Raw genomic sequence first — 25,802 nt, 5'->3', positions numbered from 1 at the left:
TGCGTGATGCCGACGACGCCATCGATGTGGTTACAGTTCGCCCAGACCCTCGGCCTTGCCGTCCTCGCCCACTTCCAGCAGGCGCAGCGTGTTGGTGGCGCCGTGGGTTTCCATGTGCTCGCCGCTGGTGAAGATCACGCGGTCGCCGGTGGTGAGCAGGCCCGCCTGCACCAGCGCGGCGATGCTGCCGCGCGCGGCCTGGCGCGGGGTCTGGCCGCGGCTGTCGTAATCCATCGGGAACACGTCGCGCATCATCGCCATGCGCCGGCGCGACGAGCCGTGGCGCGCGAATGCGAAGATCGGGGCGCGGCCACGGAAGCGTGACAGGAAGCGCGCGGTGCCGCCGGATTCGGTCATCGCCACGATCGCGCCGACGCCGATGTGCTCGGTGAGGAACATCGACGCCATCGCGATCGCCTGGTCCGCACGCTCCAGATTGCGCGGCGCGGCCTCGAAGTCGGTGTCGTGCTCGAACTGGCGCTCGGCGCCCAGGCAGATGCGGTCCATCGCCTCGACCGCCTTGACCGGATAGGCACCGGCCGCGCTTTCCTGCGACAGCATCACCGCATCGGTGCCGTCGATCACCGCGTTCGCCACGTCCAGCACTTCGGCGCGGGTCGGGATCGGGCTGCTGACCATCGACTGCAGCATCTGCGTCGCGGTGATGACGACCTTGTTGCGCTCCAGCGAAGTGCGGATGATCTTCTTCTGCAGGCCGGGCAGTTCGGCGTCGCCGATTTCCACGCCCAGGTCGCCGCGCGCGACCATCACCACGTCGCTGGCGTCGACGATCTCGACCAGGTTCTCGATCGCCTCGGCGCGCTCGACCTTGGCGACCAGCGCGGCATCGCTGCCGGCGGCGCGCGCGACGCGGCGCGCTTCGTTCATGTCCTCGGCATTGCGGCAGAAGCTCACGGCGATGAAATCGGCGCCGAGCTGCGCGGCGACCTGGATCAGCTCGCGGTCGCGCTCGGTGATCGCGCCGAGCGACAGGCCGCCGCCGAGCTTGTTGAGGCCCTTGCGGTTCGACAGCTCGCTGTCGTTGAGCACGGTGGTGATGATGCGCGGCCCTTCCACCGCCGTGACCTGCAGCTGCACCACGCCATCGTCGAGCAGCAGCACGTCGCCGGGCACGACATCGTTCGGCAGGCCGAGGTAGCTCACGCCGACCTGGGTCTCGTCGCCCGGCGGCGCATCGGCGCTCGCGAGCAGATCGAAGCGTTCGCCCGCGCGCAGCTTCACCTTGTCGTTCGCGAACTTCTCGATGCGGATCTTCGGCCCGGGCAGGTCGGCGAGGATGCCGACCTCGCGACCGACGCGTTCGGCGGCGGCGCGCACCGCTTCGGCGCGTGCGACCTGGCCGGAGGGATCGCCGTGCGAGAAGTTGAGTCGGACCACGTCCACGCCCGCGCGCAGCAGCGCGTCGAGCACGCCCGGGGCGTCGGTGGCGGGGCCGAGGGTGGCGAGGATCTTGGTGCGGCGGCGCTGTTCGGTCATCGTGAGGCTCTCTTCGGATCGCCCAACGCTACCACGGCCCATGGCGATTTTCGCGATGGAAACGTCGTCATGCGCAGCGTGTCGCGCATGTCCCGCGTGGACATGCGCGGGACATGTCCGCAGGCCCGGCGTCAGTCCGCGCGGTTGGCCATGGAGGACATCGCGACCAGCTCGCGCGGCGCCCGTGCCAGCGCATGCGCGCCGGCGGTGCGCAGCTCGTCCTCGTCGCCGAACCCCCAGAGCACGCCGATGCCGCGCATGCCGTGATGATGCGCACCGTCGATGTCGAGATGGCGGTCGCCGATCATCGTGCAGTCGCCGGGACGCAGGTCGAGCCTGCGCAGAGCTTCGGCGATCAGTTCGGGCTTGTGGCTGATGCGACCGTCGGGCGTCGCGCCGATGATGTCGTCGAAGCAATGCGCGAACGGCAGGGTCTCGACGATGCGTCGGGCATGCGGCTCGTTCTTGGCGGTGACCACCGCGAGCCGGTGACCGGCGGCATGCAGGGTGGCGACGGCCTCGCCGATCCCTTCGTAGATCGTGTGCTCGGTCCAGCCCACGAGTTCGAACCGCTCGCGGTAGAGCGCGACCGCGCGCTCGATGTCGACCGGATCGTCGAACAGCGCGCCGAAGCTGACGCGCAGCGCGGGACCGATCCAGCGGCGCAGTTCGGATTCGGGGAGGCCCGGATGGCCCATGCCGTCGAGGGCGTGGGCGACGCAGCGGGTGATGCCGACGGCAGAGTCGATGAGCGTGCCGTCGAGGTCGAAGAAGAGTGTGTTCACGCGCGGCACGATGCCGAGGGCGCTCCGCAAATGCAAGCCGGCGGCCCGTGCGCGACGGGCCGCCGGTTGCAGGCCTCGATCACAGCCCGGCGTTGGTGCGCACCCAGGCATTGAGGGTGCTGTTGGCCAGTCGCGTGTAGACACCCGGCTTGTTCTTGCCCGCGCAGCCGCGGCCCCAGCTGACGATGCCGACCAGGGTGTTGCCCTGGGCGATCGGACCACCGGAGTCGCCCTGGCAGCTGTCGATGCCACCGGCGAGGTAGCCCGCGCAGAACATGCGGTCGGTGATCGCGCCGCGATACACCTTGTTGCCGTTGCAGACGCTCGTCGAGATGCGCGGGGTCACGGCCTTGTACAGCTCGGTCGGATAGCTGGTGCCCGAGATGCTGGTGTTGCCCCAGCCGGTGACCAGCAGGTTGGTGCCGTCGGCGACGTCGGTGGTGCCGATGACCGTGGCGAGCGGCAGGCCGGTGGCCGAGGTCGACAGCGTCAGCACCGCGACGTCGTAGTCGAGCGTGCTGTTGTTGTAGCTCGGATGGATGCGGATGCTGGACACCGCATGGCGTGTGCCTCCGCTGCTCAGGCTGCGCGTGCCGGTGAGCACGTCGATCTGGCTGGCGCTCGTGCCGACCACGCAGTGCGCGGCGGTGACCACCACATTGGCCTTGACCAGCGAGCCGCCGCAGAACTGGGCGTCGAAATTGTTGGCGATGCTGCGGCTGAGCAGGGCGACCTGGAACGGGTTGTCGCCCGCGCCCGCCAGCGAGCCGCCGATGATCCGGGCGTTGAGCAGGCGATCGGCTTCGGCGGCGGTCATGGGACGTCCCGCGTGCTTCAGCGTCATCTGCATCTGGCGCAGGACGACCTGGTCACGAAGCGGGTTGTTGCTGGCAGCGACGACGGGCTTGGCCCCCGGCTTGGCGAGCGTCAGCTGCGAGACCTTGCCGGGGCCGGCGGCAACTGCGGCACCGATCGCGAGTGTGGACAGAATGGCGACGGCAAGGCCGGAAAATGCGCTGGATTTCATGGTTCGACTCCATTGGAACGTGATGGGATGCGTGGCAGGCACCGGTCGTTGCGTGGCGATCGCTGGATGGAACCACCATCGCACGCGGCACCCGGCAGCATGCGTCGCTTCGCCCCGGGGGAGGCGCGAGGCGGACGGCCTCGCCTGCGAAGGCGCTTCATGCGCAGGGACTTGGTAGCAGAACCGCAACGCAGCATTCAACTCCACCGGATCGAAGGACGGCGCTCATGAAAAACTCTCATCGGCTAACTCGTCGAAACGACGAAAAACGCATGAAAACAAAGCAAAACGTCGATTCATCATTGCATGAATGCGCATGCCATCGCATGCGAGACAGGCACTCGAGTGGATGCGCCGATCTCCGCAACGCACGAAGGCCCGGACGAACCGGGCCTTCGGGGACATCGCGCACGCCGCGAAGCGGGCGCATTCGAAACACGATGGCTCAGTAGGAGGCAGCGCAGCCCTGCGAGAAGGTCTTGTTCGCAGTGACGGCGCCCCAGCTGCCGTCGAGTTCACCGCAGCCGACGGTCTGGCCACCGACGAGGCGACCGTTGGCGTCGAAATAATGCCAGGTGCCCTGCAGGCAACCATCCGCGATCGCGACACCGGAGAGCAGCATCGAGGCGACCAGTGCGCACATCAGCACCGCACGACGCGATGCAACGACAGACTTCTTCATGACGGCATTCCTTCGCAAGCGCGGCAAGATCGCCGCGCGAGCAGCGTAACCAGCTCCGGTCGCTCGAAGCGAGACGCGGCACCCATCCCGGGAATATCCCGGGCATGGACGCCGCGTCGTTCATCCAGCGGTGCGCGGAGCGATCAGCCCGCCCGCGCCTGCAGCGCGGCCACCGCCGGCAGGGTCTTGCCTTCGAGGAATTCGAGGAAGGCGCCGCCACCGGTGGAGATGTACGACACCTCGTCCTCGATGCCGTACTTGTCGACGGCCGCGAGCGTGTCGCCACCACCGGCGATCGAGAACGCGCTGCTCGCGGCGATCGCGCGGGCCAGCGTTTCCGTGCCCTTGCCGAAGGCGTCGAACTCGAACACGCCGACCGGGCCGTTCCACACCACCGTGCCGGCGGACTTGATCAGCTCGGCGTAGCGCGCGGCGGTATCCGGGCCGATGTCGAGGATCATGTCGTCCGCCTCGACGGCGTCGACCGCCTTCACCGTGGCCGGCGCATCGGCGGCAAAGGCAGGGGCGACGACCACGTCGGTCGGCACCGGGATGTCGGCGCCGCGCGCCTTCGCATCGGCCATGATCTGCTTCGCGGTGTCGATCAGGTCGGTCTCGACCAGCGACTTGCCGACGCCATGGCCCATCGCGGCGATGAAGGTGTTAGCGATGCCGCCGCCGACGATGAGCTGGTCGACCTTCGACACCAGCGACGACAGCAGTTCGAGCTTGGTGCTGACCTTGCTGCCGGCGACGATCGCGAGCAGCGGACGCGCCGGATGTTCCAGCGCCTTCGCCAGCGCATCGAGTTCGGCCATCAGCAGCGGGCCGCCGGCGGCCTGCGTCGCGAAGCGGATCACGCCGTGCGTCGAGGCCTGCGCGCGGTGCGCGGTACCGAAGGCGTCCATCACGAACACGTCGCACAGCGCGGCGTACTTCTGCGACAGCGCCTCGTCGTCCTTGCCCTCGCCGACGTTCATGCGGCAGTTTTCCAGCAGCACGAGCTGACCCGGTGCGACCTCGACGCCGTCGACCCAGTCCTTCACCAGCGGCACGTCGCGGCCGAGCAGTTCGCCCAGGCGCGCGGCGACCGGCGCCAGCGAATCGGCTTCGCTCCACACGCCCTCCTTCGGCCGGCCGAGGTGCGACATCACCATCACCGCCGCGCCCTTCTCCAGCGCCAATTTCAGCGTGGGCAGCGAGGCGACGATGCGCTGGTCGGAAGTCACCTTGCCGTCCGAGACGGGCACGTTGAGATCCTGGCGGATCAGCACTCGCTTGCCGGCGAGGTCGAGGTCGGTCATGCGGACGATGGGCATTCGGGGCTCCGGAGGAACAGGTGCGCTGTCAGGGGGCGCGTATTGTCCCTGTTCCGGCGGGCCGGCATCAAACCGCGCGACCGGGCGCGGCGCCGAGGCCGTGCGGATGGTCTCGGAGGCATCGGCCTCGTGGTCGTCGCTGCCGGCGCGCTGGCGCATCAGCACCAGGGCGAAACCGCCCACGGCTGCCGCGCCGCCGACCAGCAGCGCCCACAGCAGCCAGCGCCGCCAGTCGATCGGCGGCTCGGGCACGACATAGGCCTGCTGGCCGGCCGATTCGGTGCGAGCACCCAGTGCGGCCGGCGGCGGTGCCCACTGCGCGCCGAGGTGCTGGCGCAGCGGCGCGAGGGCCTGCTCGACCGGGAGATCGTCGCGGCGCGAGACCACGCTGCCGGCCGCCAGCGTGTACGGTCCCGGCCCCTGGGCCAGGAAGACGAAGCGGTCCGGCTGGTAGAACACCTCCAGCAGCGGCGCCGGGGACAGGCTCACCGGGCTGCGCAGGCGCCATTCGCGCGCAGCGTGGGGCACGCTGAGCAGCAGCGGCTCGTTGTCGATGCGCATCCCGTCCTGGCGCAGGCGGAACAGCAGGGTCTCGCCGACCGGCACCCAGCCCTGCGCATCGCCCGGCTGTTCGGTGGCGGTGCCGCGCTGCGCGTCCACCATGACCCGCGCCGTGGCGTTGTCCGCGCCGAGCGTGATGCCGACCCGGCTCACCGGCAGCTTGGCCGGCAGGCGATAGCGGTAGACCTGGCCACTGCCGAACGGGTCCGGCGCGGCGTCGACGAACCGGGCGGTCTCGCGCTGCCAGGCAGGCGCGACGGCGCCTGCGCGGGTGCGTCGCGCGGTCACCTGCAGGCCTGGCATCGGTGTGCCATCGATCTGGCGCAGGCGCAGGTAGCGCAGCGAACTCGGCGCAAACTCGACGTCGCGTCGCTGCAGCACCGCATCGCCCCGGCGCAGCGAGACCACCGCGACCTCGGGCACCACCGTCTGCCAGTACACCAGGTCCTCGCTGCCTTCCAGCACGAAGCGCGCACGCACGTCGCCGCGCTCGGACCAGGAGAAGTCGAGTCGATCCACGCTCGACGGCCGTTTCGGATCGCGACGCATGTCGGCGTCCATGATGTAGTCGATCGCGAGCTGCGCCGGATCGGCGCCGGTCTCGACCTGCAGCACGCGCAGGCGGCCGTCTTCATCGCGTTCGATGCGCAGCGCCAGATCGTCCGGCGTCGCGGTCGCATCGGCAGCGCGGGGCAGCGCGTAGGCCGGCAACGACACCTGCGCGACGCCGGGTGTCGCTGCCGGGTCCACGGTCAGTCGCGCCACCGGGACCGGCTTGCCTTCGGCGTTGAAGACCTCGAAATCGCGCAGACCGGCATCGGCGAGTGCGGCGTAGACCTCGGGCGTCAGCGCGAACTGCCAGGCCGCGCTGTCGCCGTCGGTCTTCAGCGGCCAGCGATACGCGTAATCGCCGGGCTGCCCTGCGGATGCAACGGGAGCGGCGCCGAGGGCGCAGACCACGCCCAGGACGCCGCCGACGACGGCGCTGCGGATTCGATTCATGCGTTGATCTCCGGGGATGCCGACCTCCGTGGAGGCGCCGGCGCGAAATAACCTACCGCAGTGCAGAGCAGGCCGTATGCGAGGAAGGACACGATTCCGAACAGCGTGCCCAGGTGCTGGCGATCGATCAGCACCAGCTTGAGCAGCACCACGCCCATCAGCACCGCACCGGCGGCCCACAGCAGGCGGTCGCCGCGACGCGAGCCGAAGATCCAGCCGAGCACGCCCAGCACGCTCCAGACCACGGTCAGCGCGGTCTGCACCTCGGTGTGGCCGAACATCGACGGCGACCAGGCGATGTCGCCGATCTGGTGGACCGCACGCAGCGTGGCGAAGGTGATCCACGCGAACGCGCACAGCGCGAATGCGGGCACCCGCGAGGAGCCTGCGCGATCGCCGCGCCACGCCCAGTGCGCCAACAGCATCAGCGTCGCGACCTGCCACAGCTCCAGCGGATTGAGCAGCGGCAACCACGGCAGCGGCGCGCTCTCGCCCGGGAAGAACAGCGACACCGTCCACAGCAGGCCCAGCACCAGCGCAGCGGACACATCGAGCAGGCCGCGATAGTCGTCGAAGCCCTCCGCCAGCGGCGGCGCCAGCAGCGCCGGACGCAGGCGCAGCACCAGCGCGAACAGCAGCACCGGCAGGCCCAGCGCGAGGATGCGCCAGCCGTCGCCCATTTCCGCGGCGGTGCCATCGGTGCGGTAGACCAGATGGAACGCGGTCATCGCCAGCATCGTCACCCACGACCACCACCAGCCGGCATGCGCGATGCCGCGCAGGATCGACCCGGTCTCGCGCAGGCACATCAGCGCGCGGAAGCCCAGCACCGCGAACAGCGCCCACGTCGCCCCGCCCCACTCGCCCAGCGGATGATCGTGCTGCGCAGCCTGTCCCAGCGCGAACGGCACGCCCAGCGCCAGCGCGACCGCAGCGATGCCACCCAGCACCGACATGCCTTCGATGCGACGACGCCCTTCGGCCGCCAGCCAGCCGGTGAACAGCACGAAGGCGAAGCTGGCATCGATGCGATGCTTGCTTGGCACGAAGTCGAAGATCTCGCCGAAACCCGCCACGCACCACCACAGCAGCGACCACAGCGTGAACACGCCGACCACCACGCCCGGGAGTGCGCGGCGATAGGCCCAGGCGGTGACGAAGCCGGCGATCGCGATCAGCAGCGCGCTCATGCAGTGCGCATTGGCGATCGGCGTACGTACCGCTTCCGCCACGACCTCGAAGCCGCTCGACACCCCGCCGACACCGGCAACGAACGCCGCCGCCGCGCCGAGCTGCAGCAGCAGGCCGGCGAACTGCGGCAGGCGCTGCTGCTGGCGCAGGCCCAGCCAGACAAGGCCCGCACCTTCCAGCGCGAACACGCTGGCCGTGGCGTGCGCCGACAACGCCAACGGCACCGCGAGCGTGGCGAAGCCGACCGCCAGCACCGCATACACCAGCGCCACGCCGTCGTAGCGTTCACGGTTGCGCAGCAAGCCAGCGAGCGCCGCGTAGATGGCGGCGAGTCCCAGCGCCGAGAACGCCAGCGGCATGCGCTCGCCCTGGAGCAGGCCCGCCTGCAGGGCGAACGCGACCAGCGGTGTGCCGAACACCAGCGTACCGTCGACCAGCCGCTGGGTCGCGTCGTCGCCGTCGTCGCGGCGCGCATGCAGGAGGGGAATGAGCAGGTACAGCGCGAAGAAGAGGATCAGGAAGGGCTCGGTGCTGGCGAACTTGGCCGGCTGGTAATCGAGCACGCCCCAGATCGTGCCGATGCCGAAGGTGAAGACGAAGCCGAGCAAGTTCAGCAGGCGCCACGAGCGATGCCAGGCGATGCCGAAGATGCCGAGGTTGAGCACGGCGTAGTACGAGAACAGCGCGACGTGGTTGCCGCTGCCGGTGGACAGCCAGATCGGCGCGAGGAAGCCTGCGAGCAGGCCGAACACCGCCAGCGCCAGCGCGTTCTGCAGCACCGCGAGCACGCCCAGCCCCGCGACCAGCAGGATGGTGATCGCGAACGCAGGTCCGGCCTCGATGAAGCCGTACAGCTTGAACGCCGCGAACGTGACCAGCATCAGCACGCCGATCGCGCCACCCTGCAGCGACAGCGCGAACGAGCGGCGCGTCTCGCGCTGTCGCCACGCGAACACCAGGCCCGCGATCGCCGCAGCGGCGATGCCGCCCAGGCGCAGCTCCATCGGCACGCTCACCCAGCCCTGGTCGCTCGCGTACTTCAGCAGCGAGGCGACACCGGCCAGCAGCACCAGCATGCCAATCTTCACCGGGATGTTGCCTTCGGTGAACCAGGCTTTGACCTTGCCGAACAGGATCGACACAGGATCCGGCGTCTCGCGCTCCGGGCGCGGACGCGGCGCCTGCGGACGCGGCGCGGCCGGCGGCAGTGCGTCGGCGCGCGGCGGGGCGGGCGGCATGGGCGGCGGCGCGGTCGGACCCGGCTTCGCAGCCGGCGCGGTCGGCGGCAGGGGCGCATCAGGCACGTCGAAACGCGCGCGACCGGTGATCGGGCGCTCGGCTGCAGGTTCGGGGACTTCAGGGATGGACGTTGGCGGTGCAGCGGCCGACGGCTCGGGCGTTGGCACCGACTCCGACATGGGCACGCTGACGGTCGCCGGTCGCGCCGCAGCCGCTTTCGCCGCCACGCTCGCCGCCAGGGCTTCGGCTCCCGCATCGGCCCGCGTCTGCTCCACACGCGCCAGCCGGTTCTCCAGCTGCGTCACGTCGCGCTCCAGCGTCTCGATCCGCAACTTCGCGTTGCCGATCTTGACCAGCGCCATCACCAAAAGCAGCGGAACGGCGAGTACCGCCAGCCCCACAAGCAACAACAACCCGACGATGCCATCGTCCATATCGAGCCGTCCTCGTACGGCGTATCCCCGGCCGCGCAAGGCGGACATGACCGGAGCGTCGGCGATGCCCCCCGCTTTTGCAACCCGCAGCGGACCGGTTCAGCCCATCTGCCCCGGGGGTAGCGGGATCCGATACCCCACGGCTGCGTCACGCCTTCACCGCTCCCGAACACAGTCCGCGGATCACAGCACCCGCGTCGGCGCCTCGCGCGCGGCCATCGCCATGGCGGGCTCCTGCGTCCGGGCGAGTTCCGCCTGACGCGTCTGCTGCTGTTCGATGGTCTGCGCCTGCTGCAGCGACTGTTCGACCGGGCGCCCCACCGCATCGGCGGTGCCCATGTGCGCCAGGCGATTGGCCGGATCGGACGGGTCCTGACCCTGCACCAGGATCACGCGCGAACCCGCCGCATGCTCGCTGCCCTGGCGGTTGAGGAGCAGATGATCCACCGACGACAGGCCGCGCTCGGTCGCCAGCGCGTACAGGCTCATCGTCATCCGCGCATTGGTCTCGGCCGGCACACCGCCAGCCTGTGCGCTCAGTCGCTCCACGCCCTGCTCGATCTGGTTGTACATCGCGTGGCGCGGATGCGCCGGCATGCGCGGGTCCGACGGCGCGGGTTCGTTCTCGGCCAGCGTCCACGGGCTGCGCATGATCGGACGATTGCGGTTCGGGTCGTCCGGATGGAAGTCGTCGCGCATCTGCTGGCGCTCGATGCGCACCGCACGCGCGTCGTTCAATTCAGCGATGCGCGCCGGATCGGTCACCTCGCGGACATGCGGCATGCCCATGCCGCCGCCGGAGACCGAAGCCCAGCTGCCGTCGCGCGGGCTGTACATGTGGTAGACGCTCGTCGCGCCGATCACGTTCGGATCGGTGTTGGCGCGCGACACGGACGCTTCGGCGCGCGCCTGGCTGACATCGGCCAGATACGAAGCGGCATTGAACTGGGCGTCGTTGTAGCGATATGCCGCATCGCCCAGGGTGCCGATGCCGCGACCGATGCCGAGGTAGCTGTTGTCCATCATGCCCGTCCAGACGCGCTCGGCTTCGGCCTCGCCGCCATGGCGACGCGAGGCATCGAGCAGCAGGCGCGGCGTCCACGCATCGGGGCTGATGCCGTGCGCACGGAAGGTGTCGTCATGCACACGCTGCACGTCGCGCACCGGCAGGTTGAGGGCGAGGTCCGGGCGCCCTGCTTCCAGTTGGCGCTCGCGCGCGGCCAGGTCGGCGCGCACCAGGTCCACGCCGAACTGCTGCCACTGGCGTTCGCTCATGTTCACGCCGTCTTCGCGCGCCCGGTTCTGCGCGTAGACGTTGGCGACCTGGCCCGGCACGTTGTCGTTGCGCACCACGCCCAGCGCGAGCAGGCCGTAGCCGTCGTTGCCGCGCTGCTGCGCGAGGTAGTTCCAATACAGCTCGCGATTGCCCTGTTCGGCATAGTGGCGAAGGATGTCGAGGTCCTGGCGATTCAATCCGCTCATGTCGATCGGCTCGTGTGTCGGGTTGCTGGAATATGTCGAAATGGAGCGCGACGCGCGATGTCAGCGCGCAGCAGGCGCGGCCTTCGCCGCCGCCATCGCCTCGCGCAGGCGAGCGGCGAGGCGGGATTCGATGCCCCGCCACTGCGGCAGATGCACGCGCGCATAGCGCAGGTGCACCGCGAGATCGTCTTCGAGCAGGAAGGCGTGGTCGCAGGTCGCGATGCTGCCGCCGTCGCCCTGCTTCACCGCACGCCCGTCGACCAGCGCCACGCCATCCGGCTGCGCGCGCGGCGTGCATTCGATGAAGCTCGGCACCGGACGCTGAGACTCGGGACCGAGGAAGCGATCGCGCGGATCGCTGCGGGTGGCTGCACCGTCCGCGACCGGGAATGCGCGCAGCCCATGCACGGATTCGCCGGCGATGCGCGGCTCATCGCCGCCCAGGAGATCCGGCGACGCATCCGGCGGCGTCTCGCGCATCCAGAACGACAGCATGTGCGACACCGGCACGCCATCAATGCGCACCACCTCCACCGACAACAGCATCGCCTGCTCCACGCTGCCCGGCGCGGGTTCCACTGCCACCGGCGACTGCTCCGGCAGGCGCAGCATCATCTCGAAGCGCCGCCCGCCCTCCGGCGCGATGCCGTAGCGGAACATCTCCACCGGCATGCGGAAGCGGTGCGGGCCGAGGCGGGCTTCGGCCATTTCGACCTGCTGTACGGCCTGCGTCGCTTCGCTCGGTTGGGAAGAAGCACAGGCCGTGGTGGCCATGGCAAACACCAGGCACCACGCCAGGGAACACCGCTTCGGATCGATCATCGCCTTCCTCGCTGGCCGGACGGGGGATTCCGGGACGGGGCATGATGCGGAAGAAGGTGGCCGGCGACAAGCTTGCGCATGGCCGCTGCCTGCGGCATGGCGCTTGCCGACAACGGCACTCAAAGTTTCACGGTATCGATCGTGCACCGCTGGTAGTCACTGATCGCACAGCATGCAGGCATGTCAAGGTTTACGTCGCAACTCGCCCCAACTTTTGCAAGGAACATGAGCGGAAACTGGGCCTGTCACCGCTTGATCCTGCTGGAGAGATCTTTCATGTACTGGGAGGGTTGCGTGGCGGGGACCAGGAAGAAGTGCTGGTACGGCTCGGACTTGCCGTAGCCGTAGAAGAGGTAGGTTGCCCTGTCGGCGAGGCGGATTTCGTAGCTGCACGGGGACGCCTCGAAGGTGCGCCGCGTGGTGAATCGATCCCCCGAACGCCACTTGCCCTTCCAGGCGAGCAGCACTTCCCACATCACAGTTTCGCGAAAATCGCCGGTGTAGCGAAGGCTGGCCGCCTGCTTCGGACGAAACGACACCCCGACCGGCCTCGCCATCACCACGATGTCGCGCTGCGCGAACTCGTGATCGGGCGGAAACATGATGACGGCGCATGCACTGGCGGGGGCAGCGGTCGCAAGCAGGAACACCAGGGACAGGATACGTTTCATGCGACACCTCGATCGAAGACATCGGGTCCGATACAAGGAACCCGGCGATGCATCGCGGGCAAGCGAACGTGCAGCCGCCTACCCGCCACATCGGAAGATCATGCCACCTACTCGGCGGGATGCTTCATCACTTCGCAGCTTGTACGAGCGAGCCGCACTTCTGCCATTCATCCGTTGAATTGGATGCCTTCACGCAGGCCAGGTAAGCGGTGTTGTATTGCCCGGTCGCCAGACAATCCTGGGCCGCCCGGGTCACGAACCTCTCCTTCTTGCCAGCATCGATGTTGGGGATACGCCCCGCCTGAATGCTCAGGTCCAGTTCGAGCGTCGTGAGCTCACGACACTCGCTCGCGTTGAGCGGCCGATCCTCCACCTTCTCGGCACAGCCGGAAGCGGAGAGAACGAGAATTGCGGCGCAGGACAGGAAGATGGCTTTCATCAGACAAGTCTCTTTTTGGGGGAGCCTGCAGTCTATCGCATCACCATGATGACACTTGCACTCGTGATGATGCCTGCAAGCGATGCCATCCACAGACGTGAGCAGGATCGTGCGAATCCGGGCGCGGGGATGACCCGCGCCCGGTAAAGCATCACGCGGCGGCACCATCCAGCGGCACCAGCCGGTTGTCGCTGTCGTATTGCAAACCACACACCATCGCGGCCATGCCACGCAGCGCAGCCTGCGGGCTGGCGCCGCTGGCTTCGCACAAGGCGATGAACTGGGGCGGGACTTCGACGAGCAGAACGTTGGACGGCTGGAACTTCGGCTTGGACATGACGGCACTCCGTTTCGCCCGGCGCCCGGAGTGGGCGCCGTTGGCGATTCAGAGCCGCATCGCGCGCAGGCGCGTCAAGGTTTGCGCAGCAATTCACCTCGACCTTGACGCGCCGAGCACGGTGCGATGATGGGACGACAACGGGGGACACCTCACGACACTGTCCGCGCAAGCTTTTGCCTTTCGTAGGGCGCATAAGCCGAAGGCGTCATGCGCCGCCATAACTCACAGATGCCGGGCACCTAAAAGAAGGTGCATGACGCTTCGCTTATGCACTCTACGAAAGAGTCTAGCGGCCTTATTAGTACGCCTTACGGCCTTGATCTTTCACGACACAAGCCTGTCGATCTCATCGCGAGCTTTAATGTTAAGTGAGACAGGACCCTTAGTTGAGTCGCGCAGAACCAATCCACGCTCAACTAACTTATCCATCGCTGAATCAAGGTTCTTGACGCCCTTACAGAAATGGTTGCGCAAGGTCTCCATCGCGACAGTTTTCTGCCCCCAGAAATGCTTTGTATACAGCTTGAGGAGAATTTGTCGCCCCGAAACATCAATTGCCCCGATACTTTCAAGACCCTGAATAGACTCGTCGAGGCTTTCCAGAATCTTTTCGTAGTCTTCAATGCCGAAATAGTGACTGTGCGTTCGCCTTACGGTAGCAACGCGAGAGGAACCAATTAAAACAACCTCAAAGTTCTTCTCAACAGGAAATTGATTCTCGTAATGCACGTATGCAGCGATTGCTTCATCTGGAGTACGCCCGACAATATCCCAACTCACAAACTGTCCGGTATTCCAATCAAAAACGATAATCCAATTATTGATCGGACTTGCGCTCCTTTTTTCTTTTTCCGTGAGTGTCAGGATGATGTCTTCATTGACGTGACTGTCGAATGCTGGCGCCAACGCCCCCTCTCGAATGACCTTCTCGGCTTGCTGCTTAGCGACATCAATTTCAATACGCGCCCTAGCCGCGGGGGTTCGCCCCGACTCAATCTCAAAGAATGCATCCGAAAGACGCTGGAAGTAGGAAATGACTACGGGATCACCATCTCCTTCCTTGAGGTGATGCCCGTAGATCACGGATGTACGCTCGATACTCTCCGCCCAGTAGTGCTGAATTCTACTGCGCAACTGGAGCTCGAGCTTTCTTCCGTCTCGCTCTAACAAGAGGTGCACAGATCTGTATCCAGTTATGTCGCGTCCCTTTTCACGATAGTCAGTCACTCGATTCAACTTGAGCTCACTGGCCTTTCCAATCTTGTCACGAAAGAATTGGACCAACTGGTCGATTAGCTCGTTCTTTTCGACGATAATCCTGCAACCGCCAATATCTTGGAGCTGCGTTAGTCGAACACTCAATCGATTTAACTTTCTAACTATCTGAGGTTTTCGCTTGAGCCGCTGCGCAATGTAGTAATCGTGCCCATACTCATTCAGCCACGCCTGCAACTCAAGAGTGGTCTTCGAAAGCGGCTCTAAATGCGACTTCCGATATTCGTCGAATGCTTCCTCGAGCTCCATCAATTCTTCGACGTCGCGAAATGAATCCTTCGCAAGCGCCACTCCGGCCCTATCGATCTTGCTCTTAGTAAGCGCCAAAAAATTTCTCCCGATCAGCTAACGCCTGAATTAATCCGTGCCACGAAGCGGCATCGGCTTGAATGAATTTTTAGCGCCTACCATGCGCCAGTGATACAGAATGGGGACAGTGGAACCTTGCTAACTTGCCCGTGTTGATTGCCAATTTGTATGTGATCTTGGACCTTCTTTGGGGTCGGCTTGTACCACTGAAGGCAAATTTCAACGAAGTCGGAGTTGGCCGGCTTTTGAATGAAGTCAGCAAGAAGCTCTGAGCGCAATCCGTCGTCCCTGCTGTACCAGTGCGTGCCAGAGACAGCCATTTCCTCGATGCTCGCACTAGCCTGATCTAAGCGCTTCTGCATCATCTTCCGAGGCAGCACAACTGGGGACTCTTGCTTCGCAGCAAAATCCTTAAACAGCGGCGCCTGAAGATCAACTGCTACTCCGTCAGCTTCAATCCAGCAGTGAAAGCCCGTAGGTGTCGCTCGAATTGACTGTCCGTCGTTCTCGGCGAACACAATGACTTGACCATCTAGTCTATAAGCCGCCATGCCAAATACTGGCTCTGCCTTGACACGATGATGCCGGTCGAGAATCGCACAGCCAATCACGCTGAAATACATGCAGGCGCGAAGCGGATCGCCCCTCTCGTTGAGCAGCACTCCATGGATAACGCGGAACATGCGCTCGTAGTCGGGAAGCGTAATTAGAAGGTTCTTAGGTGTGGGCATGGCTGCTCATATGCGCTAACTACGATTAGACCCAAAATTGACGCATAACACGGGAATCGCACAACAAATCGGGCGCAGCTGTTCGCGCAAACAATGAGCAGCGATCTGCCATGCAAATTAAACAGATAGCAACAGCAGGCAACCCACGCGGCCTACCACTCACTCGTTTGTGCGGCATCAGCACAACCTATCGCCCTCGCCCCCACCCACCAACCTGTCAAATCCGACAGGTCCAACCCCCTCACTCCTCCACCCGCCTCCTCCTCCGCACCCACCGCCACATCCGGCGCAGCAGCCAGATGCCGATCACCAGCGCGATCACCACCGGAATCAGTGCCGCGATGACGCGGACGACGACGGCGGTGCTGGCTGCCATCATGCGGCCGGTGTCGGCGAGGGCTTCGGCAACTTCGCTGCGGCCTTCCTGGGTGGCGTGCGGGGAAAATTGAATCGTGAGCAGTTGGGTTTCGAGGCGACGGCGGTGGCTGGCGGCGTCGCGTTCGGCGGCTTCGAGTTCGGCTTCGACGCGGGAGAGCTGTTCGGACAGCGCGATGACGTCGTCGACCTTGAGATCCTTGCGATCCTGGAATTCGAGCAGGCGCGCGTGCTGCTTGCGCAGGCGGTCGCGCAGCAGGGTGTTGTCGCGTACGGCGACGGCGAGGTCTTCGGCGATGGTGTTGCGGGCGACGATCTCGCCGCCCTTGCCGCCGGAGGAGATCAGCGGTTCGATCGCGCGGGGCTCGGCGCGCATGCGGAGCGCGCCCTGCGGGTAGCGTCCGCCGCTGCGCTCGGCGGAAAGGATCTGGCAGGCACCGAAGCGCTTGCTCTCGCAGGCCGCGCGCACCGCGTCCAGGGTCGGCTCGATCCTGTCGGCGTCGAGGCGCACCTGGACATCATGTTCGTAGGCCAGCATCGAGGCCTCGCCGTCGTTGGCGGCCTGCGCGGGCTTGGCGCGCGGCGGCGAGTAGCTTGCATCCGCAGCCGGGGCGCGGGTGGAGAATTCGCTGAGCGCATGATCCGTGCCCATCGGCTTCAGCGCTGAAGCCGAATTGCCTGAGGCATCGGCCGCAGGCATCTCTTCGGACGCGTAATGGTCCGCGCTGCTGCAACCGGCCAACAACATCGCCACAACGAATCCCGACACGACGAATCGACGCATGATCTTTCCCTTTCGATGGACAGGCGACGGCGCACTGCGGCCCTGCCAACGTACCGCAACCGGGGGCGGGGTCAAGCGATTCGGTCTTCACAAAAGCCATGGGCCTAGTCCCGCTCCGCAATCAGATGCTTCCGCAAGCCCAGACTGGTGTTGATCTTGATCTACCGGTGCCCCTGGTTGCGGCGGGCTTCGCGGATCAGGCCCGCAGGGCACGCGACAGGACGTCGCGCGTTTTTCGACAAGACAAGGACGTCTTGTCGAAAAACCCCGCGAAGCCCGTGGACCCGGCGCGCAGCGCCGGGCGCAACCGATGGGGGTGAAGACGCCCGATTGTGCGCCACTGGCGCACGGGCGGCTGAACGCCCATGCGCTACGCGCGTGGGCCGGAAATGCTTTCTTTTGGTTACCTTTTCTTGACTCGCACCTGAGGTGCTCGCCCTTCGGGCCGGCTGCGCCGTTCGCGCCGCACGCGGCGCAGTGCACAAGCAAAGAAAAGTAACTCGCTCGCGATAGCGAGCGAAACACAGGACGGGCGGAACATCCTTCCGACTGCTTTGAAGAAGCAACAAGCAGGTCCCTCGCCTGCGGCTCGGGATGACAGGCATTTTTCCATCAACTCCATGTCGATCATCGCCCCCAGAAACACACGGGCCGCCCGAAGGCGGCCCGTGCGGACAACATGGAAACGCATCCAGCCGATCAGAATTCCTGGCTGAACTTGATGCCGATGGTGCGCGGCTGGGCGGTGGTGGCGTACACCTGCGCGCCGCAGACGGTTTCGGGGCACTGCACGCCGCGGTTGTACTGCGCGTTCTCGTCGAACAGGTTCTTGACGTACAGATCGACCGACCAGTTGTTCTTGCGAACGCCGAGGGCCATGTCGAACAGGGTGTACGACGGCAGGTCGCCGAGGATCTGGCGCTGCGCCAGGCGCAGGTCCGAGGTGCGGCGGCCTTCGTACACGAACGAGCCCTGCCAGTAGGCTTCGTACGAACCGATGTCGAAGGTGTAGCGCGCGTTGACGTTGCCCTTGTAATCGGCGGTGATCGGCAGGCGGGTGCCATCCGGGGCCTGCGGCGCGGCGCAGTCGGTGACCGGGTTGCCGCTGGCGTCGACCTGGCCGCAGTAGTTCTCGGTCAGTTCGGCGTCGTAGAAGCCCACGCCTGCGGACAGCTTCAGGTTGTAGGTCGCGGCCCAGTTGACGTCCATTTCCAGGCCCTGGATGCGCGCCTGGTTGGCATTGCGGATTTCGGTCAGGCCGTTCTGGCCGAGCACCGGGAACTGGAAGTCGTCCCAGATCTGGTGGAAGGCGGCGCCGTTGAAGGTCAGGCGGTTGCCCATCCACGCGGTCTTCCAGCCGATCTCGTAGTTGGTGAGGAACTCGGTGATGTACGGCGGCAGCGTGCCGCGACGGTTGATGCCGCCCGGGCGGTAGCCTTCCGACCAGGTGAAGTACAGCATCTTGTCGTCGGTCAGCTTGTACGACACGTTGAGCTTGCCGAGGGTGTCCTTCTCGGTGATGGTCTTGTCGAAGAACGAGCACGGCGCGCCGTTGAACGACGGCCAGTTGGCGGGATTGGCGCCGTACTGGACGATGCACGCGGCTTCGCCGTAGCGGTTCTGCGGCAGCTGGCTGCCCTGCGACGAGTAGCCGTTGGCGAAGCCGAAGAAGCCCTTCAGGCTGTTCTCGCTGCGGAAGTGGCGGAAACCGGCGGTGGCGCTGAGCTTGTCGGTGAAGTCGAAGCTGACTTCGCCGAAGATCGCCTGGTCCTTGTCGCGACGATCCTGCTTGGTCAGCCAGATGGTGTCTTCCCAGCCGGTCACGGACAGCACCGAAGCGAGGTCGTCGATGCGGTAGCGCTGCTGGATGTCGTGGAAGTGCTCCATCCAGAACAGGCCGGCGACGAAGCGGAAGCGCTGGTCCTGCGGCGAGGCGATGCGCAGTTCGTGGCTGGTCTTCTTGTAGCGGTCTTCGGCCTGGATGTACTGCGCCGGATTCACCAGGTCGCCATTGTCGTCGTAGAAGTACGCGCCGTAGCCGAACAGGGTGTCGTACCAGAAGCCGTAGTCGCTGTAGTCGGATTCGCTGTCGACGTCGCGCTTGAGGTGGGCGAAGGCGTAGGTCAGGTCGAAGTTGCCGATCTTGCCCTGCACGGTCAGCGCGGCCTGCGCCCAGCGGTCGTCGGACGACTCGGGGTAGGCGTGCAGGATCTTGTCCTGGCCGATCGTGGTGTCGTACGACCAATTGCCGGTGGTTTCCTGGCGCTGCCCCATGATGGTCGGGGTGATGGTCCAGTTCTCGCCGAGGTTGAAGCGCGCGGCGAGGCGGGCGCCGACGGTGTCGGCTTCGTTGTAGTTGTCTTCGGCGCGGTCGAAGTTGTCGTCGACGATGCCGGAGGTCGGATAGGTGCGGGTGCCGCGGATGTTGTCGATCCAGCCAGCGTCGCGCTTCTGCCAGCCGACCAGGCGGATGGCGGCGCTGTCGCTCATCGGGATGTTGACGAAGCCTTCGGCGACGTGGCCGATGCCGCCGCCGTCGACGCTGTTCACTTCGAGACCGTAGCCGGCGGCGAAGCCGGTCGGGTCGGGCTTGCGGGTGACGATCTTCAGCGTGCCGGATTCGGAGCTTGCGCCGTACAGCGTGCCCTGCGGGCCGGACAGCGCTTCGACGCGTTCGATGTCGTAGACATGCAGGTCGAGCGCGCCCTGGATGGTGGTGATCGGCTGTTCGTCGAGGTAGACGCCGACGCTGGGTGCGGAGGCCGAGTGGTTGCCGTCGCCGCCGCTGACCACGCCGCGCATGTAGACCTGGCCGAAGCCGGGGCCGGAAGGCGTGATCGACACGCTCGGCAGCAGCTTGGCGTAGTCGTCGAAGTCGTTGACCTGCAATTCGTCGAGCTGCTGCTGGCCGATCACGTTGAGGCTGATCGGCACGTCCTGCGCCTTTTCGGTGCGCTTCTGCGCGGTCACCGTGATGGTGTCCAGCGACGGCTGCTCGTCTTCGGCCTGCTGCGCCAGCGCGCTGCCGGCGAAGGCCATGCCGCCGAGCGCGACGCAGATCGCGGCGGTCAGCGGCATCCGGGCCATGACGCCCGGACGTTTGGATGGATGACGTGTTTGACGCATTGCACTCTCCCCAGGTTGTGGATCATCAGAACAGGTGGTGGAAGCTCCCCGCATCATGCGGCGGAACCGGTTTTGAAAGGCGGAATGTCGGGATACGCATCGAGCACGGGGCCGAGCGCGTCCTTCAACGGGCCGAGCCAGGCGTCGTAATGGCGCCACTGGTCGATGCCGTCGCGGTTGATCGGCCGGCGCACCTGCTCGGAGCTGGCGGTACGCACCGGGCGATCGTTCTCGTAGAAGCGCAGGCAGCCGTCCTCGAACGGCAGGCCGCAATGGTCGAGCAGGCGGCGCACTTCGGTTTCGGTGTCGTCGACCAAGTGCTCGTGGATCACGCGATGCACGCGACCGGGCAGCACGTCGTCGAAATGCGCCATGAGTTCGACGTAGTCGCGGTAGTAGCGACCGAGGTCGTCGAGGCTGTAGCTGAAGTTCTGGCCGCGTGCGAAATGCTGCTTGAAGCCGGAGAAACAGCAGGCCAGCGGATGCCTGCGCGCGTCGACGATCTTCGCGTTCGGCAGCATCAGGTGGATCAGGCCCAGGTGCAGGAAGTTGTTCGGCATCTTGTCGATGAAGAACGGTGCACCGGTCTTGCGCTGCACGCGGGTGCGTTCGAGGAAGCGCGCGCCCAGCGCGGCGAACTCCTCCGGCGGCAGCGCGGCGAGCGCGTCGTGATAGCTGGCCGAGGCATCGGCCGCACGACGGAGCGCGCGGGTCATCGCGATGATCTCGGGCAGCTCCATCGTGCCTTCGACCTGCGAATGGCTGGACAGGATCTGTTCGAGCAGGGTCGAACCGGAGCGCGGCAGGCCGACGATGAAGATCGGATCGGGCGACGGATCGCCGCAGCCGGCGCGTTCGGCGAAGAAGTCGCGGGTGTAGAGCTGCTTCGCCTTCGCCACGCGGGCGCTGGTGTCCGCGGCGCGGTACGGCACGGTCTTCAGGCGCAGGGCATTGCCGGCGGCGTAGTGCGCGAAGGACGCAGCGTGGTCCTTGCGGTCCTCCAGCGCCTTGCCCAGCGCGAAGTCGAAATGGAAGCGGTCCTCGGCCGACAGGTCGGTGCGCGCAAGCTGCGCGCGCATCGCGGCGATGTCGTCGTCGCCGAAGCGCACGGTCTTGAGGTTGGCGAGGCTCCAGTAGGCCTCGCCGAAACGCGGTTCCAGCGCGATGCTGCGCCGGTACGCGGCGATGGCCTCGTCCTGGCGACCGGCGGTCTTCAGCGCATGGCCGTGGCTCATCCAGACGCGGGCGTTGTTCGGGTATTCGCGCAGCACCGCGTCGTAGAGGGCGATGCCTTCGGCGTAGTCGCCGAGCCGGCAGAGGATCGCGGCCTTGAGCGTGCGGTTGCCGGGGTTGTCCGGATCGTCGACGAGCAGGATGTCGAGCTGCGCCAGCGCGCGTTCGGACTGCTGGTCGCGATGCAGCACCAGCGCGTAGTGCTGGCGCGCCTCGCGGAAGCCCGGGGCGAGTTCGAGGCAGCGTTCGAGCAGGCCCAGGCCTTCCTCGTTGCGGCCGACGCGCACCGCCAGTTCGGCGAGCATGCGCAGCGCGGCCACGTCGGTGGGCTGCTGGCGCAGCCAGTCCTTGAGCAGGGTCTCGGCTTCGGGCAGGCGGTTGGCGGCCAGGGCCTCGGCGGCGCGCAGCAGGCGCGGGTCGCGGGCGGAGTGGCGGACATAGGCGAGGTAGGCGGCATCGGCGCCATCGCCATCGCCGACCGCGCGGAGGTGGTCGGCCAGCGCCAGCCAGGCCTTGGCCATGTCGGGCTTGAGGGCGACGGCGCGGCGCAGCGCGGCCAGGGCCTCGTCGCCGCGACCGACGCGGGCCAGCGCCAGGCCGAGTTCGTAATGGACCGGCGCGGCGGCCTGCTCGGCGGCGAGCGGTTCGAGCAGGGCCAGGGCGGACGGCGCATCGCCGCGCAGGCGGTGCGCGGTGGCGAGGATCAGGCGGGCGGCGGGATGGCCGGGGACGACGCGGAGGATTTCGCCGGCCTGCTCGGCCGCCAGCGCAGGATCGGTGCCCAGCAACCGTGAGGCGTGGGACAGGGCGACTTCGAGGCTGGTGGTCACTTCAGACACGGACGATCCTGATGGAAGTGCATGCCGGCAGGTCGGAATCGCCGGGTGCGGCAGTGCGATAAGGCAGGATGACGTCGATGCCTCACCCCCCGTGAAGCGTCGCGCTGACCAATTATTGCAATAAATCCGCCAATGGATAGTTGCGATCTGCTCCGGGACGGGGGCTGTTTCGTCGAACCGACGAAATCCTGCGGCCATCTGCGTCCATGCCGCTGGTGTGCCCGGCCGACCGGCTCGTCGATGTGACGACTGCGATAGCATGCCGGGATGGCATCAGACCGCGACCATGCGCCGGACGGAAACGCCCCGATCCGGCCCTACGACAAACCGGCCGGCGGCTGGGACGCGCTCAAGTCCTCGTGGGACGCCCTGCGTCGCCAGGACGCCGTGCTGCGCGGTCCCGGCACCCTGCTCCGTACCAACCAGCCCACCGGCTTCGACTGCCCGGGCTGTGCCTGGCCGGACCGCAACCCGCACTCCACCTTCGAATTCTGCGAGAACGGGGTGAAGGCGGTCGCGAACGAGGCGACCTCGAAGCGCGTGGACCGCGACTTCTTCGCCGCACACCCGGTGACCTGGCTGGCGCAGCAGACCGACGAGTACCTGGAAGCGCAGGGCCGCCTGACCGAGCCGATGGCCTACGACGCCGACAGCGACCGCTACGTGCCGATCGGTTGGGACGAAGCCTTTGCGAAGGTCGCTGCGGCGCTGCAGGCACTGTCCTCGCCCGACGAGGCGATCTTCTACACCTCGGGCCGGACCTCGAACGAGGCTGCCTTCCTCTATCAGTTGTTCGTGCGTGCGTACGGCACCAACAACCTGCCCGACTGCTCGAACATGTGCCACGAGCCCTCGGGCGTGGCCATGACCGAACAGATCGGCAGCGGCAAGGGCTCGGTGACGCTGGACGACTTCGAGCATGCCGAAGCGATCTTCGTGTTCGGCCAGAATCCGGGCACCAACCATCCGCGCATGCTGGGCGAACTGCGCCGCGCGGCGAAACGCGGCTGCAGGATCGTGGTGTTCAATCCGCTGCGCGAACGCGGCCTGGAGCGCTTCACCGACCCCCAGTCGCCGGCAGAGATGCTCGGCGGTGGGTCGACCGCGATCGCCACGCACTATTTCCAGCCAAGGATCGGCGGCGACCTCGCCGTGGTGACCGGCATCGCGAAGGTGGTGGCGGAACGCGGCGACGACGCGCTGGACCGGGCCTTCATCGATGCGCACACCGTTGGCTTCGACGCGTTCGTCGCACACCTGCGCGCCACCGACTGGGACGCGATCGAACGCGAATCAGGACTGTCGCGCGCGCAGATCGAACAGGCCGCCGAGGTCTACATCGACAGCCGCGCGACCATCGCCTGCTGGGGCATGGGCCTGACCCAGCACCGGCGCAGCGTGGCGACGATCCAGGCGCTGGTCGCGCTGCTGCTGATGCGCGGCAACATCGGCAAGCCCGGCGCCGGCCCGTGCCCGGTGCGCGGGCATTCCAACGTGCAGGGCGACCGCACGATGGGCATCTACGAGAAGCCGTCGGAGGCCTTCCTCGACGCGCTCGCCGCCGAGTTCGGTTTCGCTCCGCCGCGCGCGCACGGCTTCGACACCGTGGACGCGATCCAGGCCATGCACGACGGGCGCGGCAAGCTGTTCTTCGCGATGGGCGGCAACTTCGCCGCCGCGACGCCGGACGCCGCGTTGACTCACGCCGCGCTGCGCAACTGTGCGCTGACCGTGCAGGTCAGCACCAAGCTCAACCGCTCGCACGTGGTGCACGGCCGCGCGGCGCTGATCCTGCCCTGCCTTGGCCGCACCGAGATCGACCAGCAGGCCGGCGGGCTGCAGGCGGTGACGGTGGAGGATTCGATGAGCATGGTCCACCTGTCCTCGGGCATGAATGCGCCGGCCTCGCGCGCGCTGCTCTCGGAACCGGCGATCGTCGCGCGACTGGGTGCGGCGACGCTGCCCGACTGCGGCATTCCCTGGCTCGAACTCGTCGAGGATTATGACCGCATCCGCGAACGCATCGCCCGCGTGGTGCCGGGGTTCGAGGACTTCAACGCACGCGTGCGCGCGCCCGGCGGCTTCCACCTGCACCATCCCTGTCGCGAGCGCGTGTTCCCGACGCCGGAAGGCAGGACGCGATTCTTCGTGCATGCGGTGATCGACGGAACGTCCGCGACACCATCAGCGTCGAAGCCCCTCCTGCGGTTGATGACGGTGCGTTCTCACGACCAGTACAACACTACGGTCTACAGCGCCAACGATCGCTATCGCGGCGTGCACGGCCTGCGCCGGGTCTGTTTCATCTCGCGCGCCGATCTCGATGCGCAGGGCTTCGCGGATGGCGAGCATGTCGACCTGGTCTCGGTCTGGGACGATGGCGAGCGTGTCGCCCACGATTTCCGCCTGGTCGAATACGACATCCCGGCAGGCTGCCTCGCCAGCTATTTCCCGGAAACCAATGCGCTGGTGCCGCTGGCGCACCATGCCGACCGCGCGCGCACCCCGGCATCGAAGTCGATCCCGGTGTACCTGCGTCGCAGCACGACCGCGCCAATACCCGCAGCCTCCGCATGAACGACACGCACGCGCTCGCCCTGCTGCGCCTGCTCGCCGAGGACGGCGAAGTGTCGCCTGCGCGCGCGGCGAAACGGCTGGGGCTCGGCGCCAGCGAACTGAACCGCCTGCTGGTCGCAATGGGCAACGATCCGCGCTACGACGGCCTGGACCTGGTCGAACGCGTCGCCACGCCGCATCGCGACGGCATGCGCGAGCAGTTGCGCCTCACGGCGCGCGGGCAGGCGCTGTGCACCGATGCGTCGCAGGGCGGGGGCGCGTGAGCGAGGGCCTGCGCAACGCGCGCGCGCTCCGCATCGAGTCCGGTCGCGCGCTCGAACACGACGAAGCCGTGATCGAGGAATCGCCGATCGCCCTGCTCTACAACGGCCTGCCGTTCGCGGTGATGATGGCGACGCCGGTCGATCTGGAAGACTTCGCCCTGGGCTTCGCGCTGTGCGAGGGCATCGTCGAAAGCACGCACGAGTTCTCGCTCGTCGACGTGGTGCGCGACGACGCCGGTGTCGCCCTGCACGCCGCGATCCCGCAGGCGCGCTTCGACGCGCTCGACGGCCGCAGGCGCACGCTCGAAGGCCGCAGCGGTTGCGGACTATGCGGCGTCGCCGAACTGCGCGAGGCGATCCGACCACCGCCGCGCGTCGGCGCAGGACGCCGGATCGCACCCGACGACATCCGTACGGCATTGCATGCGGTCGCGCAGCGGCAGCCGATGAACGCGCGCAGCGGCGGCGTGCATGCCGCCGGCTTCGTGCGCGGCGACGACGCCTGGGTGCGCGAGGACGTCGGCCGGCATAACGCGGTCGACAAGCTGGTCGGCGCGCTGCATCGCGCGAGTCCCGCCATCGACGCCGGCGACGGCATGCTTGTGGTGACCTCGCGCGCATCGTACGAGATCGTGCGCAAGGCCGCGTTCGCCGGCATCCCGGTGGTGGTCGCGATGTCGGCACCGACCGCGCAGGCGATCGCGCAGGCGGAAGCCGCAGGCATCACGCTGGTCGCCTTCGCGCGCGATGCGCGGATGACGGTCTATGCGGGGCGGGAGCGGATCGCGCCTCGTTAGCC

19 protein-coding genes and 1 pseudogene are annotated in these 25,802 nt (G+C 66.8%); 3 read left to right on the top strand and 17 right to left on the bottom strand.

The window, feature by feature from the left end; genetic code table 11:
• Positions 1-30: 30 nt before the first annotated feature.
• From pyk to ACFQ0E_RS08755, 17 genes and pseudogenes are all read right to left on the bottom strand, one after another.
• Positions 31-1,497, bottom strand: coding sequence for a pyruvate kinase (gene pyk / locus ACFQ0E_RS08835; protein ID WP_386823289.1), 1,467 nt, complete (start codon positions 1,495-1,497; stop codon positions 31-33).
• Positions 1,498-1,628: 131 nt separating this feature from the next.
• Positions 1,629-2,282, bottom strand: a complete 654-nt coding sequence (locus ACFQ0E_RS08830; protein WP_386823288.1) for an HAD hydrolase-like protein — start codon at positions 2,280-2,282, stop codon at positions 1,629-1,631.
• A gap of 79 nt (positions 2,283-2,361) precedes the next feature.
• Positions 2,362-3,309 (bottom strand): S1 family serine peptidase, encoded by a 948-nt coding sequence (locus ACFQ0E_RS08825; protein ID WP_386823287.1) that lies wholly within the window; start codon positions 3,307-3,309, stop codon positions 2,362-2,364.
• Between the two features lie 445 nt (positions 3,310-3,754).
• Positions 3,755-3,991, bottom strand: a complete 237-nt coding sequence (locus tag ACFQ0E_RS08820; RefSeq protein ID WP_386823286.1) for a DUF6289 family protein — start codon at positions 3,989-3,991, stop codon at positions 3,755-3,757.
• Between the two features lie 143 nt (positions 3,992-4,134).
• Entirely contained in the window at positions 4,135-5,310 is a 1,176-nt protein-coding gene (locus ACFQ0E_RS08815) for a phosphoglycerate kinase (RefSeq protein ID WP_386824092.1), read from the bottom strand.
• Between the two features lie 171 nt (positions 5,311-5,481).
• Positions 5,482-6,873, bottom strand: a pseudogene (locus tag ACFQ0E_RS08810) (DUF3999 family protein); the annotation flags it as partial.
• Positions 6,870-9,737: a DUF2339 domain-containing protein gene (locus tag ACFQ0E_RS08805; RefSeq protein ID WP_386823285.1), complete on the bottom strand. Its 2,868-nt coding sequence runs from the start codon at positions 9,735-9,737 to the stop codon at positions 6,870-6,872. The pseudogene ACFQ0E_RS08810 and the gene ACFQ0E_RS08805, both read right to left, overlap by 4 nt.
• Before the next feature lie 183 nt (positions 9,738-9,920).
• Positions 9,921-11,219: an XVIPCD domain-containing protein gene (locus ACFQ0E_RS08800; RefSeq protein WP_386823284.1), complete on the bottom strand. Its 1,299-nt coding sequence runs from the start codon at positions 11,217-11,219 to the stop codon at positions 9,921-9,923.
• 60 nt (positions 11,220-11,279) lie between these two features.
• Positions 11,280-11,993: a hypothetical protein gene (locus ACFQ0E_RS08795; protein ID WP_386823283.1), complete on the bottom strand. Its 714-nt coding sequence runs from the start codon at positions 11,991-11,993 to the stop codon at positions 11,280-11,282.
• A gap of 293 nt (positions 11,994-12,286) precedes the next feature.
• Positions 12,287-12,712, bottom strand: a complete 426-nt coding sequence (locus ACFQ0E_RS08790) for a hypothetical protein (RefSeq protein WP_386823282.1) — start codon at positions 12,710-12,712, stop codon at positions 12,287-12,289.
• A gap of 127 nt (positions 12,713-12,839) precedes the next feature.
• Positions 12,840-13,151, bottom strand: a complete 312-nt coding sequence (locus ACFQ0E_RS08785) for a hypothetical protein (RefSeq protein ID WP_386823281.1) — start codon at positions 13,149-13,151, stop codon at positions 12,840-12,842.
• Positions 13,152-13,302: 151 nt separating this feature from the next.
• Complete coding sequence (locus ACFQ0E_RS08780) at positions 13,303-13,488, bottom strand: hypothetical protein (protein ID WP_386823280.1); 186 nt, start codon at positions 13,486-13,488, stop codon at positions 13,303-13,305.
• Between the two features lie 327 nt (positions 13,489-13,815).
• Entirely contained in the window at positions 13,816-15,093 is a 1,278-nt protein-coding gene (locus tag ACFQ0E_RS08775) for a RelA/SpoT domain-containing protein (RefSeq protein WP_386823279.1), read from the bottom strand.
• Between the two features lie 77 nt (positions 15,094-15,170).
• Positions 15,171-15,806: a DUF2026 family protein gene (locus ACFQ0E_RS08770; protein ID WP_386823278.1), complete on the bottom strand. Its 636-nt coding sequence runs from the start codon at positions 15,804-15,806 to the stop codon at positions 15,171-15,173.
• A 241-nt stretch (positions 15,807-16,047) separates the two neighbouring features.
• Positions 16,048-16,965 carry a DUF4349 domain-containing protein gene (locus tag ACFQ0E_RS08765; RefSeq protein ID WP_386823277.1) on the bottom strand — a complete coding sequence of 306 codons (918 nt, stop codon included), beginning with the start codon at positions 16,963-16,965 and terminating at the stop codon, positions 16,048-16,050.
• 699 nt (positions 16,966-17,664) lie between these two features.
• Positions 17,665-20,052: a TonB-dependent receptor gene (locus ACFQ0E_RS08760; RefSeq protein WP_386823276.1), complete on the bottom strand. Its 2,388-nt coding sequence runs from the start codon at positions 20,050-20,052 to the stop codon at positions 17,665-17,667.
• Between the two features lie 92 nt (positions 20,053-20,144).
• A complete protein-coding gene (locus tag ACFQ0E_RS08755; RefSeq protein WP_386823275.1) occupies positions 20,145-22,163 on the bottom strand; it encodes a tetratricopeptide repeat-containing sulfotransferase family protein in 2,019 nt (672 codons plus the stop codon).
• Between the two features lie 267 nt (positions 22,164-22,430).
• Here ACFQ0E_RS08755 and ACFQ0E_RS08750 point away from each other — a divergent pair, with 267 nt between their 5' ends.
• The 3 genes from ACFQ0E_RS08750 to fdhD are packed head-to-tail and all read left to right on the top strand — an operon-like array spanning position 22,431 to position 25,800.
• The gene (locus tag ACFQ0E_RS08750; protein WP_386823274.1) at positions 22,431-24,740 is read left to right on the top strand and encodes an FdhF/YdeP family oxidoreductase; all 2,310 of its coding nucleotides are present in this window, start codon (positions 22,431-22,433) and stop codon (positions 24,738-24,740) included.
• Entirely contained in the window at positions 24,737-25,003 is a 267-nt protein-coding gene (locus tag ACFQ0E_RS08745) for a hypothetical protein (protein ID WP_386823273.1), read from the top strand. The genes ACFQ0E_RS08750 and ACFQ0E_RS08745 overlap by 4 nt, the downstream gene beginning before the upstream one ends.
• A complete protein-coding gene (gene fdhD, locus ACFQ0E_RS08740) occupies positions 25,000-25,800 on the top strand; it encodes a formate dehydrogenase accessory sulfurtransferase FdhD (RefSeq protein ID WP_386823272.1) in 801 nt (266 codons plus the stop codon). The genes ACFQ0E_RS08745 and fdhD overlap by 4 nt, the downstream gene beginning before the upstream one ends.
• Positions 25,801-25,802 lie beyond the last annotated feature (2 nt).

The organism is Lysobacter brunescens (assembly GCF_042677005.1).
GTDB classification, from domain to species: domain Bacteria; phylum Pseudomonadota; class Gammaproteobacteria; order Xanthomonadales; family Xanthomonadaceae; genus Lysobacter_I; species Lysobacter_I brunescens.
The sequence above is the reverse complement of the archived record's forward strand: the minus strand, read 5'-3'. Positions and strand labels throughout refer to the sequence as shown.